Source organism: Niastella soli (assembly GCF_017742245.1).
Classification (GTDB): domain Bacteria; phylum Bacteroidota; class Bacteroidia; order Chitinophagales; family Chitinophagaceae; genus Niastella; species Niastella soli.
Window position 1 is genome coordinate 261,139 of the sequence record NZ_JAGHKO010000010.1, and the last position, 14,654, is coordinate 275,792.

Below are 14,654 nucleotides of genomic sequence, written 5' to 3' on the forward strand. Positions count from 1 at the left end.
TGTATAAATAAATCGGCAGGAACCAATACGACTGAAAAAATAAGTGTATGAAAGACAACAGACAATTGAGAGTCAATTTTCTCTCTATCTGGCGCAAGCGTACGCGTGTGCCTACTGCCGAAGACGAGTTTTTTGACTATAATGGTACAAGCCCTGCACAAACACCCGTGCACTATCAATTTCCCCTAAATTGGCTTTAATGGGTTTTTAATTTTCAGTACCTGTATGCGCCCTTCATTTAACAGCTTTCCTTTAAATTACGCTTGCACAAAAAAACTACGCTTTCGTCAAAAACGCCGGTCTTTCCTTTTCGTTTTCTGTATAACGTTATACAAGTGAGTTAAAAAAGGGGCAACTGACAAAGTTCCTGTCGAAAAACTACATTCCTTCAACGGTGAAAAATCCAACCCGGAAGAAAAAACAGCCCTTTCCCAACCGCATCCGTTTTTTTATCGTAACTTTTAGTAGCATTTATAAATGGTAGATCTATGAAAAAGCTACTACTGATCCCGGGTTCATTGCTGTTGCTGGCAACCGGCGTTACAGCACAAGTACATTACCACGGCGGTCGCTATTATTTCCCCCCTCCGCCGCCACCACATGTTTCCATAGGCATTGGGTTTGGCGTTGGCCCTTATTTCCCGGCTTATCCTTACTATGGCCCTCCGCCCTATTTTGCCTACCCACCCATAGGTTTCGGGTTTAATTTTAATGGCGGGAATCATTATGCCCGGCCATCAAAACTTGATCTGCAGATCCAGGCTATAAAGGATGACTACAATGAGCGGATAGACCTGGTAAAACATGATAAAAGTTTAAAAAGAAAGGAGCGGAAACAATTGATCCATGAACTGGAAGCAGAAAGAGACAAGGATATAGCAAAGGCTCAGAAAGACTATTATATGAAGCCCCTGCGACGACATAATTTCAACTCAGGCAACACTGAAAACATGTGACCAACATCCCGACAGTACGTCGGGATTTTTTTCGCCTCTACATAAGTTAATTACTCGTTAACCGACCGGTTAATTATTGTTACTATCGGAACAATTGGGTTTTTTGTCTATTATTTTCGGCAATTGATAGATTATAACTTTTATCAAAACCAACTGGTAGATACATTTGAAGCCCTTTAAACAAATTCCGTATTAAGATGAAATATACATTGGTATGCGCCGCCCTGTTGTTAACTTTTGTAGCCAACGCACAAGGCGTTCACTTTGGGATCAAAGCAGATCTGAACTATTCTTCCCTTAAAGGCGAGGGTGTTAATGACAAATATTCAGCGGGCTTTCAGATCGGAGGTTTTACAACACTCAATTTCTCAAAACACTGGGCCATTCAACCAGAGTTGTTATACACCTGGAACCCTTATAAAAAGGGAAGCGATTTCTTAACGTATTACAACAACACGGGCCGAAGCGCTGCCAGTGACAAGATCAACCTGGCATATATAAGCGTACCTGTACTGGCGCGTTATAACGTTAATAAAGTGATCAGTGTTACGGCCGGACCTCAATTCGGTTATTTGATATATGAAGATGAAGACCTGTTAAAAGAGGGCCGGAAAGCATTTGATAAAACCGAATTAAGTGTCAATGCAGGCGTGCAGGTAAACCTTGATAAAGTTGGTTTTTATGCCCGCTACGTTAAAGGGCTTACCGATATCAACAATGTTGATGACCGCTACGAATGGAAATCCAGCCATATACAAATTGGCATAGCCGTACGCATAAAGTGATACTATGATAATGCGCTGATGTATTAATGAGATCTGACATGAACATGCGCCATTATTTAGCCATGGCTTTTTTCAATAGCACATTCGCAATAGTTGCCAGGCAAAGGCGGGTCGCCTCCTCTCATGTGACGCCCTCCTTTTGCACTGGCATTTTTGGGTACGGACAACAAGACTTTGAATTTAATTGACAAGACTGCTATTTGTAAGCATTACATTACTTACATAGCCGCTGCAGATACCTTTGATGATTATCTTTTCGCCAGGCTTTACCAACCTGTTTTTTGATTGCAGTTTGTTTAATGTACAGGCAATACCATACATGGGATCACCCGTGTTCAACACAACGATCCTTGCCGCATAAGGCGTATTTTTTATGGCAAGCACCTGACCGCTTACTTCCAATACTTTATTTAAATAAACCTGGTTGGCTTGCAAATGATCGGAAGAGAATTGAGCATATAATTCAATGGCAGTAACGGGAATACCTGTTTCGGAGACAAGCGGGCGTTGTGGTTGATTATACAGGTAAACTAACACACCCGCAAGAAATGCTACAAATGCGCATCCCAGCGTGAATACAATGTTCCTCATAAGGCGAATTTATGGTTACAAATCAGGCCCTACGATTTGCCGTAAAGGGGAGGAATTACAAAGGTTTGGAAATAAAAAACGTTTGATGATGGCCGTAAAGATCTTCAGGCCATATATGTTGGATAAGGTAACAAAGTAATTTTTGAACGAATACGCAGCACGTGCGTTGTAATGGAAGCGGTTAGAAAATTTCAAAAATGGTGCCTGATTTATCTGGCCGGGGGCTACTTATATATACAGGTGTAGTTATCAATAAGTAAAACATTACGAATGGGGAAAAGTCAGCAGTAGGATGTAGGAAATAAGAAGTAGGAAGTAAGAAGTAAGAAAATCCCGAAATTCATACCTCCTACTTCTTACATCCTACTTCATAAACTGGTTACAGCGTGTGCTGACTTTAAACCGGAGCATTATAGTAAAGAATTATCAGAATAAAAATAACTACAAACCTGTAAGCCGGATTTTGTATCCCGATCGAGGCCAGGCCGAGATCGGGAGGCTATCATTTATCTTGCCCGGCCATTACTGACCGGATCATTCTGCCTACCCACCCAACGTATCCTCCCGTCTCGGCTCAGCCGAGACAGGAGAAATCGGACGAGCCGCCCTTCAACGCTGGTATACATGGCATTTCAGCATGCAAGGTTTACCCGCCCCGGCAGTCACCTGTCAGAGCCGTGGGCTCTTACCCCACGTTTTCACCATCACTCTCCCGACCTAAGTCGGGACTAGTCCCGACCAGGGTCGGGATGAAAGCTGTAATTTTCTGTGGCACTGTCTGTTCCCTTCCTCCTGGCAAGCCAGTCGAAAAAGACCCGGCTGTTCACCGGTACATTGCCCTATGCTGTCCAGACTTTCCTCACTCCCCCCGGCTAAGCCGGGGGAAGCGCGATAGCCCGGTTTGTAGTTAAATGCGAAGGTAATTAATACCCAAAATATATTTCCGTAGCGCCATATCCATATGCCGGATGGTAACGGTTGGTAAAGCTTTTCACCTCTTTACGCAGCTTAAGTATTTCATGAATTTCATCGCGCAACTTGCCAGTTCCCACACCGTGAATAACGATCATCCAGGGAAGGTGGTGCACTACTGCCAGATCGAAATACTTTTCAAAAGTCTTTAACTGAAGGTCCAGGATCTCCAGGTTGCTCATCGATTCCCAGGCAGGCGTAAGCGCTTCTATATGCAGGTCGAGCTCTGATTTTGCAGCCTCCAGGTTTTGACGGACCTTGCTGGCATCATAGATCTTAAACCCTGCTTTTGCCAGGCTTCCCAGATCGAGCCCTGTTGATTTTTCTTCTTCGTACGGGCGCGGCGGGTATTCTTCGAACAATTTATAAGAGAACGTAGCTTCCCCTTTCTTCCGCACTTCCTCAATACGCGTGAATACCTGTTTGGGCTTCAGCTTCAAGGTATGCTCAAAATAATCGGCCTTTAGCTTAAGAGGCGTAACCAATGAAAACTCAAAACCAAAAGCCGGATTGTCATTCAGGTTTTCGAACGGCACATCGTGCAGGTAAAAATCTTCAAACGCCCGGATCGAATTTACCAGCTCAAAATCCTCATTCCCTCCATAAGTCAGTTTATAGGTGAATTTATAATCCAGCTCGGTCCTGTTTACCAGGTGAACTTTTAATTCGGTTACAATGTCATCGCCAAATTCATCATTCACGCTTATGGGAATAAAGGTGAGCCATACCCCATCTACCACCCGCTGGGTGATCTTTTTCTTTTCGCGTGGTACATCATCAATGAACTTTTTCTCCTTCTTTGGGGAAAATAGCTTCTGTTCGGTAAAACGTTTGAAATATGGAAAATCCAGCTGATCTACGTAGGCGGGAAATTTTACGCCCCGTACCTCAACCATTACCATTTTGTCGTTAATGATTTCGATCACTTCCCCTTCCTCATTCGTTTTATTCACCACAACCTTATCGCCAACCTCAAATTTCATGGGTAATAATTTAATTGGTGCTTTTTTATATATAAGGATGCAAAGGTACGAAGAGTTCTAGTTCTATGTTCCATGTTCCGGATTCCAGATTACCTGAACGGGCAAACCCACCCCCAACCTCCCGCAAAGCGGGACTGGCTCTCCGAGGGGAGAAAACGCCTATTGCCCCGCCCGATCGACGTTCAGTGGGGCGGGCATTGCCTATTGCCCGTTCCCCATTGCCTATTGCCTTTCGCTCATTACCTCCAGCTCGCGCGCCATATTTTCCCTGGCCTTAGCCTCATACCGCTCACGAAAAAAGGGGGTTTGAAAAATGTATTCAGTTTGCAGACAGTGCTGTAAAAACTGTTTCCGGCCGGGGTAATACAATTTATCGGGGTAAATGCGGTATTCGCGCCGAACCTGGTGGGTATAAGCTTCATACTTTTCCCATTCGGCCCCCAGTACAGACATATCAAAATCGAGAAATAATTGCAGATCGGCAAAATGGGTAACAGCCGCAGTAATCGCATGCGTTTGGGTGGCTTCAATATATAATTTAACCTGTTCTATTTTTTCGGCTGGGACCGCTAACGCCTGTAATCGTTTCACTGCCACCTGGGCGCTACGGGGTTCATTATCTTTTCGCAGCACATTGTATATGATATCATGGTAAAATACCGCAAAGGCCACTACGTCCGCATCCTTCAATTGGCCGTAATAGCTTTCGCAAAAGGCCAATAACGCCTGTATATGTTGCAGATTATGGTAATGCCTGCTGGTAGTGGTATACTTTTTTGCTATCTCGTTAAAAAACTGGTCAATCAATGAAAGGTCGCTGCAATACCTGCCAGCCAGTTGCTCCCACACCGCACGAATACTATCCTGCGTTGGCGAGTCTGCTCTTTTTATAACCATAAAAAATATAAATGATCAGCCCCAGCAACAACCAGCCTAAGAACCAGGCCCAGTTGCTTTTGGTCATACCGGTAAGCAGGTACAAACAGGTAGTTACACCCATCAGGGGAATTAAGGAATATTTTTTAACCAGGGTAACTATCCCCAGCACAATGGCAGACAACCAGAAAATGATTAGTGAGATCTTGGGAATGGCCAGGTCCATAAAACTTACTTTGTTCGCTGCATAATCCGCATCGCCTGAAAAATCGAAATTGAACATGTCGGAAAAATAATTGGGGGCCCACACACCCAGAATGATAAGGGCTGCCAGTATCAACAGCGGGAAAATAAATTGCGCATTGATATGCGGCATATTAAACCGGCCAGCTACTTTTTCTTTCCGGGGTATTAACAGCACACCACCGCACACCAGTACAAACGCAAACAAGGTGGCGATGCTGGTAAAATCCAGTACAAATGTTTTATCGGTAAATAAAATAGGAACACCCACCACCATACCGGTAAGAATAGTGGCAAAAGAAGGCGTTTTGTATTTCTTATGAATTTTTTGAAACACAGGTGGTAATAAACCGTCGCGGCTCATGCTCATCCAGATGCGAGGCTGCCCCATCTGAAACACCAGCAACACACTGGTCATGGCTATTACGGCGCATACAGAAACCAGCAATTGCATCCAGCCTACGTGCTTCACTTCAAAGATCTTGGCAAGCGGGTCGCCCACGTTTTCAAATTGTTTGTAGTTTACAACACCCGTCAACACAAGCGCCAGTAAGATATACACAACCGTACAGATCACCAGTGAATAGGTCATACCCCTTGGCAGATCGCGCTGGGGATTTTTACTTTCTTCAGCCAGTACACTTACCGCATCAAAACCAATATAGGCAAAGAATACCCCTGATACGGCAGCCATTACACCCCCAAAACCGTTTGGCATAAATGCTTTTGTGCCTGCATCATTTACAGGCAGCCAATTGGCAGGATCAATATAATATGCACCCACAATGATCACCAGGGCTACTACCGCCAGTTTCAGTATCACCATGGCGTTGCTGAAATTCCTCGATTCTTTTATACCTACATACACCAACGCTGTGATCAGTACATTGATGATCAGCGCAGGCAAATCAAAAATGATCTTCAGGGAACCTAACCTCGGCGGATTGTTCCAGGCATTCAACAATTCTGCATTGGCCTGGTTCTTCATAAACTCCAATTGTTCGGCGCCGGTTTGTGAACTATAGTTAAGAAATGCCTTTTTTGCTTCCTGGTAACTGCAGGTGAGGTAATCAGGCATATGTATATCCACCTTATGTAGAAAGGAGGTAAAATAATCGCTCCAGGAGAATGCCACATAAATATTGCCGATGGAATATTCCATGATCAATGCCCACCCAATGATCCAGGCAAATAACTCGCCAAAGGAGGCATATGCGTATGTATAGGCGCTTCCGGCTACCGGAATACGGCTGGCAAATTCTGAATAACAAAAAGCAGTAAACGCGCAGGCAATACCGCAGATAATAAACAATACTACCACTCCGGGACCACCTTTAAAACAAGCATCCCCCAAACTGCTGAAACTTCCTGCCCCAATAATGGCTGCAATGCCAAAAAAGGTAAGGTCCCGTACCGTCAATACCCGTTTTAAGCCTGAAGATCCATGCCCATCATCGCCTCCTTCTTTTAAAATCGATTCAATTTTTTTTGTGCGAAACAATGAGTTTGACATGATGGGTTATTTAAACGGGGAAATTACTAAAAATACCTAATGCTTGTTAGTATATTTATTGGTTATATGAAGGATCTGAAGTACGAGGTAAGAAGTAAGAAAAGTTCGAAAGTTATATTTCATACCTATTCTTCGTTCCCCTATTTGGGTTGTTATCAATCAGGAAGGTGAACTTAATTATAAGCTATGAATAGCGGAAACATCCTACATCCTACTTCCTACTTCCTAATTCAACATGCTAGTGTTCCCTTTGTACCAGAAAATGCGCTAACTCCATTAACGGTTCTTTTCTACCCGACACCACGGCCATTTCTTCCAGGTGCTCAAAGGCTTCGGTCATGTATTTTTCCTTAAGACCGGCTGCCCATTTGTTCACCCCACAATCATCAAAAACCGATAATACGCGGGCGACTTTATCTTCAGGGTTTTCCTGCATCAGTCGTTTCAACTCCTTTAATTGTGCAGCATTTGCCGATTCCAATGCCTTGATCATTAAGAAGGTCTTTTTATTGGCCATAATATCGCCGCCCGGTTGTTTACCAAACTTTGCGGGATCGCCATAGGCATCCAGGTAATCGTCCTGTATCTGAAACGCAATACCCAGGTTGCGGCCAAAAGCGTAGATGTGTTCCTGGTTGTGTTGTCCGGCCCCACCTAAAATAGCGCCCATTCGCAGACTGGCAGCCAGTAAAACGGAGGTCTTTAATTCAATCATGCGGATGTACTCATCCATTTTCACCACTTCCTGTTTTTCAAAATCCATATCCAGTTGCTGTCCTTCGCAAACTTCTTTGGCTGTTTTGTTAAACAGTTGAATGATCTTGTGCAGGTAATCGGTGCTTACTTTGTTCAGGTAATCATACGCTACAATAAGCATCACATCGCCTGAAAGCAAGGCAGTAGATTCGCCATATTTAGCATGGACTGTTGGCTGATTGCGGCGCAGGGGCGCCTTGTCCATAATATCGTCGTGAATGAGTGTGAAGTTGTGAAACAGCTCTATGGCTGCAGCCACTGGCCATGCATCTTTGCTGATCTCATCAAACAATTCATTGCCCATTAAACACATCACCGGGCGTACGCGTTTGCCACCCAGGCTTAAAAAATATTCATCAGCGTCGTATAATGTAGCGGGCTCTTTCGGAAAGTGTCTTACGTTGAAATAGTTGGTAAATTGTTTAGAAAGGCTTTCGAAACTCTGCATATGCTTTTAAATAGTAGAATACGGTTTATAAAATGAAGTAAGAAGTAGGATGTAGGATGTATGAAGTACGATTACTACGAATTGAAGTCTTGCCAGTTATCGTGTAAACGTTGAAGTTTCGATCCTAATACTTCTGCTTCAGATAGCAATTTTTTATAAATGTCAATTGTAATATAATTACAGTCTTTGGCGAAAAGAAGCCATGACTTTGACTCTTCCAACGATCTAATTCCGTCAACTAAATGACGTTTAAAATTCCCCACATAAACCCGTTTTCCCCAACCTTCCGCGGTATTAACCGCAATTGACCTGGGAGATCGTCTAATTTGATCTGTCAATGAAAATCTTTCTTCGTACGGAAAGGATTTAGTCAATTCAAATATCACCATTGCAAATTTATGCGCCAGCTGATATACTTCTAAATCCAAAAATGTTTTTATTGCCATAGATAACATTTTATAATATAAAATGCCACCTAATCAGAGTCTTCCTACTTCCTACCTCTTACTTCCTACCCCCTACTTCCTACCTCTTACTTCCTACCTCTTACTTCCTACCCCCTACTTCCTACCTCTTACTTCCTACCTCCTACTTCCTACTTCCTACTTCCTACTTCCTACTTCCTTTCTTCTTAGCCGGAATATATTTACTTTTTGAAACAGGCTTCTTCTCTTCTTCACGACTGCTTTTCAATCCCGACGCAATAACCCATTCGTAGTCGAGCTGGCGTTTGGATAAGTTGGCAGCCACTACTTTTATCCGCACCTTATCGCCCATCGCAAATTTGCGACCGCTGCGCAAACCTACCAGGCTGTAATCGCTTTCTACATGGCGAAAATCATCATACTCCAGCAAGCTGTTAATGCTTACCAGCCCTTCGCATTTGTGTTCAATAGTTTCTACCCAGAATCCAAAGGAAGCCACACCACTGATCACCCCTTCAAATTCTTCCCCCAGGAATTCCTTCATGTATTCCACCTGTTTGTATTTATTGGAGGCGCGTTCTGCTTCCATGGCCGAACGTTCTTTTTCACTACAGTGCCGGCACTTCGCTTCCAGCTTTTTCTCAGGTTCCACATCTCCTTTTAACACATCATGCAGGATGCGGTGCACCAGTACGTCGGGGTAACGGCGTATAGGTGAGGTAAAATGACAATAGTGTTTAAATCCTAAACCATAGTGACCGATATTTTCGGTAGTATAAATGGCTTTGGCCATCGTGCGAATACCCAATTGCTCCAGCACATGCTGTTCGGGTTTACCCTGTACATCCTGCAACATCTGATTGAAGGATGCCGCAATGCCTTCCGGCGTTTTGGTATCGAAGGTATGTCCGTACTTTTTGGCAAATTCAACAAAGGGCATCAACTTCATTTCATCGGGCGTATCGTGTACGCGATATGGGAAGGGAAGGTCTTTTTTATTTACTTTGACCCGGCCTATATTTTCCGCAACCACGCGGTTGGCCAGCAGCATAAACTCTTCAATCAGCTGATGTGCTTCCTTGCTTTCTTTTACAATGATGCCAATGGGTTTACCGGTTTCATCGAGTTTGAAGCGTACTTCCTGCGAGGAGAAATTAATAGCGCCTTTACTGAACCGTTTTGCGCGGAACTGCTGGGCGAGTTTATTCAATAACAGAATTTCACCCTGGTACAATCCCTCTCCTTTTTCAATGATCTCCTGCACTTCTTCATAGGTGAACCGGTGGTTACTATGGATCACCGTTTTACCCAGCCAGTATTGATTTACTTCACCAGCATCTGTTATTTGAAAAATGGCAGAGAAGGTCAGTTTATCTTCATGAGGCCGTAAAGAACACAGCTCATTCGAGATGCGTTCGGGCAACATGGGCGCCACACGATCGGGCAGGTACACGGAGGTAGCGCGATCGTATGCTTCTTTGTCCAGTGCGGTATCGGGTTCAACAAAATGGCTTACATCAGCAATGTGCACGCCTATTTCGTACATACCGTTTTTGAGTAGGCGAATACTCAGGGCGTCATCAAAGTCCCTGGCATCAACCGGATCAATGGTGAAGGTGAGCACATCGCGCACATCTTTTCTTATTTTGATCTCGTCGGGAGAAATAGTATCGGGGATCCTTTCTGCTTCTTCCAATACACCTTCAGGGAAAAATAAGGGGAATCCGTTTTCCATCAGGATCTCCTTCATGGCCATGTCACCCTCATTACCGGCTTCCATTATCTGAATAACAGCGCCCACTGGCTTTTTCTGTTTTTCCCATTCTGTAATGCGAACAATAACGCGATCGCCATCTTTGGCGCCATTTAAAGCCGTTTCCGGAATGAAAAAATCCGGCATGGGCTTTTCTGTATCCGCGGTAAAGAATGCGGCTGATTTGCCTATTTCAATTTTGCCGAGGAATTCCATTTGTTTACGTTGCAGCACATCAACGATTTGCCCTTGTTGACGCCCGCTTTTTTTACCGGAGCCGCCTAATATGCGTACCCGTACGGTATCGCCGTGGAGGGCGGTATTAAAATCTGCCGGGCGTACGAGTATATCATTGGGAAGATTATCGACAATTACATACCCGATGCCTGACCGGGTAATATCTAAAACACCTTTAAGGGCGTGCTGCGAGGAAGCGTCTTTCTTCTTTTTCTTCTTAGCTTGTTTCCTGCTCATTCAAACATTTTAATTCGTGATACTGAAATCAGTAATGAATTTACTGATAATATCAGTAAACTGATGCCCCTCATCAAAAAGGAATTGGATTTCAATGGGTATTACGTAGATGGGGTAATCTTGCAAGGCCTGTCCAAATTTTATGAGGCGAACGGCATCTTTTTCAGTAGTAAGTATAATTTTATTTTCTGTGGGGATGTTATTAAACCGTTTTACGATATCCTTCCAGTCGTCGATGCGAAATATGTGGTGGTCGCCGTATAATATCTCGTAGTAGGTTTTTGTAGCATCCTGTAAATATTTTTTCAATGGCAATGGATTGGCGATACCGCTTATCAGTAATACTTCGGTAGAAGTATCCAGTGCTACTTCTTTTTTGCTGATAATGTGATACGGCAATCCATATCGTATGGTGGTAAAAAACAACTGCTGGTTGGGCAGCGGTTTTATTTCCTGTTTAAACGCCCCTTTTTCTTCCACCGATAATGTCGCCGGGCATTTGGTCACCACAATCACATCGGCCCGTTTATACGACCGGCGTTCATCGCGCAGGTCGCCGGTGGGAAGCATCCAGTCGCGGGTAAACAGGTTATCGTAATTAGTTAATACAATATTCAAGCCCGCCTTAATGGCCCGGTGTTGAAAAGCATCGTCGAGGATGATCACCTTTGTTTTGGGGCGGTCGTGCAATAATTGCGGAATGGCCACAATCCTTTCCTCTCCCACGGCAACGGATACAAAGGGAAATTTTTGATGAAATTGCATGGGTTCATCGCCAATGTCCAGCGCAGTGGTATTTTCACCAGCCAGTGCATACCCTTTGGTACGGCGTTTATAACCCCGGCTTAAAATGGCCACTTCCATATTGGTGTGCAGGTGTTTTACGAGCCATTCCACCATAGGGCTTTTACCAGTACCGCCTACAGATAGATTGCCGATGCAGATAATTGGCAGGTTAAAACCAGTTGACCGAAGGATCCCTTTGTCATACAATCGATTACGTAACCATATTGCGGCGCCATATACCAGGGAAAAGGGGAACAGCAGTATGCGGAAGGGGCGCAGCAACGGAGCATTAAAATTCATATATACGATGCGGTGTAATGCAAAAATTTAAAGGTACATCAAATTCATCGATGTCCTCAATGTATTCTACCGCGTCGAAAAATGAGAAACCGATCTTTATGGCATCAGGCCGGCACTGGGACAAAAACCTGTCGTAATAGCCTTTACCGTAGCCAACCCGGTACCCATGTTTTGTAAATGCTACCAGGGGAACAAAAATGACATCGAGTTTTTGGGGCGTAATAACAACGCCGCCAATGGGTTCCAAAATATTGAATTTGTTTTTTATAAAAAGCCCATCTTTTTCAACAAGCACTGCTTCCATATCCAGCAGGTCAACGTGAACTTTAGGCCAGCCCACCCGCATGATCAAATTCTGTTCTTTAAGAATTTCTTCACAAACCGACACGTCAAACTCATGACGGCTTATCATGGGATGGTACGACAACAGATAATTTACCGGGGGAAGGACCAGTTTTCTGAAGTTGGATGCTATTAATGCGGTTTGTTGTTTCAGCTCTTCTTCGAGCAAGTTCATCCTGCGCTGTAAAAACTCTTTTCTAACGGTATTTTTTATCATAATAATTCTTTCAGCTGCTTTCTGATAGCAGCTGCCTGAGTGTTGATAAATGTCCCGTTAACATTATCAGAGTAGGGAATTGATGCTATCCTGGGAAAGTTGCTCCATTGTACTATCTCATCTTCATAATCAAGGTATTGGTCATTGAAGACCCACCCAATTACCGGTATTTGCATTTCGCGGCACACCCGCGCTGTTAATAATGAATGATTTATGCTCCCCAGGTAATTACGGCTAACCAGGATCACTTTAGCGTCTAACGCTTTGATCAGATCAGCCACAAAGGTAGTACTATTTAATGGTACCAATAATCCTCCTGCGCCTTCGATGAGTAAAGTACGATTTATATTTGGAATATGCCTGCAAATTGTTTGAATATCAATCGTTATGCCTTCCTCGCGGGCAGCAATATGTGGCGAGGCGGGTTTTGTAAGCCGGTATACTTCCGGGTGTATAACCGAACCACTCTCCTTTAACCACTGCGATACCCACTCACTATCGGTGCCGTCTTCAAAACCAGCCTGTATCGGTTTCCAGTAATCTGCGCCTAAGGCCTGGGCAACGATGGCCGAAACAAATGTTTTTCCTATGCCTGTGCCTATTCCGGTAACGAATATCTTCTCCATTTTTTTAGATTCTGAGGTAAGAAGTAAGAGGTAAGAAATAGGGCCATCCCCTAATTTCTTAGCTCAAAATTAATTGCTGGCAGTTTATTCAGGTTGTATTACGAGGCACGAAGTTCGGAGTTTTTCTTACTTCCTGGTGCTTACCTCCTACTTCAGTTTGTTAATGGACCTAGTTTCCTTCTTTATTTACAAAAATGCTGAATATAGTGGTTCCGTAATTGCGGGAAGTGGCAAACAAAGGGTACCCTTCATAATTATTGCGGGGGGTATGTTCCAATACAAACCAGCCGCCGGGTTGCAGCAGTTGTCTTTCTACTATCAGTTTCGGCAAGTCATCGATGGTACCCAATGCATAGGGCGGACCGGCAAAAATAAAGTTGAATTTGCTGGTGCACTGCCCGATGAATTTGAAAACATCCATTTTTACCACGTTGAAATTCTCCAGTTGCAGTGTAGTGGACGTTTTCTTTATAAACTCGTACATCGCAGGATCTTTCTCTACAATGGTACACCCGGCTGCGCCACGCGATTTAAGTTCGTAGCTTATGCTGCCGGTACCACCAAACAGATCGAGTGTATGTAAGGTAGTTATATCAAGATTGTTCTGGATGATATTGAAAAGACCTTCCTTCGCTATATCCGTGGTTGGCCGGGTATGCGGCATTTTACCTGGCGGATTGATCTTTCTTCCTCCTAACTCCCCTCCTATTATACGCATAGTGCCATTTTCAAAAGCGGTGAAAAGTAATGGGTGGGAAATGCCGAAAATGCCCGGTCAAGCTTAATGGTATCCGGCATGCGGTCCCACTGAACGTGCAGAAAATATTTCAGTAGCTCCTGGTACAACCGCGATTGCTCATCGAGTAAACCGGAAACAATCAGCGTTACCTTTTCCTGGCTAATATTAAACTTGTTACAAATACCCAGCAGGTAGTACGATACATCATCCGGTGTTTGGTATGAATAGGATTGTATCAGTTGAATGGTCTCCCCATTGAAAACAGCTACCAGGAACTGATCGGCCCGCATCACCATTTTAATTACCTGCTCACCTGCCAAGGGCTGTGATTGTTGATCGTACAACATCAGCGTATAATAGTGCCAGTAATTGCCTGAAGAGAATTTCCGCTGCAACAGGGCATGTATCTCGCGAGGCACCCGGTAAATATTATACATTTTATAGCCAATCACCTTTTCGCTCAACAACAGGCCCTTTTTGGCGTTCCCGTATAAGACCTCTGTTACCGGCTGGTTCAGTTCAATATGAAAGACCTTTTCCGGCAAAAAGTTACTGTCGGTATAATTGTAAATAATAAAGGCTTCTTTATACTGCGTTTGCAACAATTCGTCGTTGGTCACAATTTCCAGCAGGTTTTCCAGCATGGTTTTGCCTGGCGTATAATCGAGGTTGTATTGCCTAAGCCCTACAAAACGGCGTTGCTCCTTGTTGTAAATAACAAAGCTGAACATTTTTTCACCCACTTCAATCAACAGCTGGCTGTTTCGAAGCTCTTCGGGATCCTGCATTTCAGGAACAATATCAAAGTTTGCCTTAAGCATAGTTATCAAAAGCTGCAATGTTACTAAAAAAGTTTCAGGTTACAGGTT

Annotated in this window: 14 protein-coding genes and 1 other RNA gene; 2 read left to right on the forward strand and 13 right to left on the reverse strand. The window is 43.9% G+C overall.

The annotated features are described in order from the left end of the window. Positions 1-488 precede the first annotated feature (488 nt). Positions 489-956: a hypothetical protein gene (locus J7I42_RS25370; protein WP_209141687.1), complete on the forward strand. Its 468-nt coding sequence runs from the start codon at positions 489-491 to the stop codon at positions 954-956. A gap of 197 nt (positions 957-1,153) precedes the next feature. Continuing rightward, positions 1,154-1,741: a porin family protein gene (locus tag J7I42_RS25375; RefSeq protein ID WP_209141688.1), complete on the forward strand. Its 588-nt coding sequence runs from the start codon at positions 1,154-1,156 to the stop codon at positions 1,739-1,741. A 180-nt stretch (positions 1,742-1,921) separates the two neighbouring features. On the opposite strand, the gene J7I42_RS25380 is transcribed toward J7I42_RS25375, so the two are convergent. The 13 genes from J7I42_RS25380 to J7I42_RS25440 form a co-directional block, all read right to left on the reverse strand. Continuing rightward, the gene (locus tag J7I42_RS25380) at positions 1,922-2,332 is read right to left on the reverse strand and encodes an OB-fold protein (protein WP_209141689.1); all 411 of its coding nucleotides are present in this window, start codon (positions 2,330-2,332) and stop codon (positions 1,922-1,924) included. A 436-nt stretch (positions 2,333-2,768) separates the two neighbouring features. After that, an RNA gene (gene rnpB, locus J7I42_RS25385) (RNase P RNA component class A) lies at positions 2,769-3,240 on the reverse strand. Between the two features lie 15 nt (positions 3,241-3,255). After that, positions 3,256-4,287 carry a Smr/MutS family protein gene (locus J7I42_RS25390; RefSeq protein WP_209141690.1) on the reverse strand — a complete coding sequence of 344 codons (1,032 nt, stop codon included), beginning with the start codon at positions 4,285-4,287 and terminating at the stop codon, positions 3,256-3,258. A 222-nt stretch (positions 4,288-4,509) separates the two neighbouring features. Further along, positions 4,510-5,184: an HD domain-containing protein gene (locus J7I42_RS25395; RefSeq protein ID WP_209141691.1), complete on the reverse strand. Its 675-nt coding sequence runs from the start codon at positions 5,182-5,184 to the stop codon at positions 4,510-4,512. Beyond that, positions 5,147-6,919 carry an APC family permease gene (locus tag J7I42_RS25400; RefSeq protein WP_209141692.1) on the reverse strand — a complete coding sequence of 591 codons (1,773 nt, stop codon included), beginning with the start codon at positions 6,917-6,919 and terminating at the stop codon, positions 5,147-5,149. The genes J7I42_RS25395 and J7I42_RS25400 overlap by 38 nt, the downstream gene beginning before the upstream one ends. 238 nt (positions 6,920-7,157) lie before the next feature. Further along, positions 7,158-8,123 carry a polyprenyl synthetase family protein gene (locus tag J7I42_RS25405; RefSeq protein ID WP_209141693.1) on the reverse strand — a complete coding sequence of 322 codons (966 nt, stop codon included), beginning with the start codon at positions 8,121-8,123 and terminating at the stop codon, positions 7,158-7,160. Between the two features lie 74 nt (positions 8,124-8,197). Beyond that, positions 8,198-8,569: a four helix bundle protein gene (locus J7I42_RS25410; protein ID WP_209141694.1), complete on the reverse strand. Its 372-nt coding sequence runs from the start codon at positions 8,567-8,569 to the stop codon at positions 8,198-8,200. 163 nt (positions 8,570-8,732) lie between these two features. Continuing rightward, positions 8,733-10,775 carry a ribonuclease R gene (gene rnr, locus J7I42_RS25415; RefSeq protein WP_209141695.1) on the reverse strand — a complete coding sequence of 681 codons (2,043 nt, stop codon included), beginning with the start codon at positions 10,773-10,775 and terminating at the stop codon, positions 8,733-8,735. A 9-nt stretch (positions 10,776-10,784) separates the two neighbouring features. Then, positions 10,785-11,861 carry a tetraacyldisaccharide 4'-kinase gene (gene lpxK, locus J7I42_RS25420; RefSeq protein WP_209141696.1) on the reverse strand — a complete coding sequence of 359 codons (1,077 nt, stop codon included), beginning with the start codon at positions 11,859-11,861 and terminating at the stop codon, positions 10,785-10,787. After that, entirely contained in the window at positions 11,851-12,420 is a 570-nt protein-coding gene (locus J7I42_RS25425; protein ID WP_209141697.1) for a 5-formyltetrahydrofolate cyclo-ligase, read from the reverse strand. The genes lpxK and J7I42_RS25425 overlap by 11 nt, the downstream gene beginning before the upstream one ends. After that, positions 12,417-13,046 (reverse strand): dethiobiotin synthase, encoded by a 630-nt coding sequence (gene bioD / locus J7I42_RS25430; protein ID WP_209141698.1) that lies wholly within the window; start codon positions 13,044-13,046, stop codon positions 12,417-12,419. The genes J7I42_RS25425 and bioD overlap by 4 nt, the downstream gene beginning before the upstream one ends. 169 nt (positions 13,047-13,215) lie before the next feature. Then, a complete protein-coding gene (locus J7I42_RS25435; RefSeq protein ID WP_209141699.1) occupies positions 13,216-13,764 on the reverse strand; it encodes an RsmD family RNA methyltransferase in 549 nt (182 codons plus the stop codon). Next, positions 13,755-14,606: a DUF3822 family protein gene (locus tag J7I42_RS25440; protein WP_209141700.1), complete on the reverse strand. Its 852-nt coding sequence runs from the start codon at positions 14,604-14,606 to the stop codon at positions 13,755-13,757. Before J7I42_RS25440 ends, J7I42_RS25435 begins: the two co-directional genes overlap by 10 nt. Positions 14,607-14,654 lie beyond the last annotated feature (48 nt).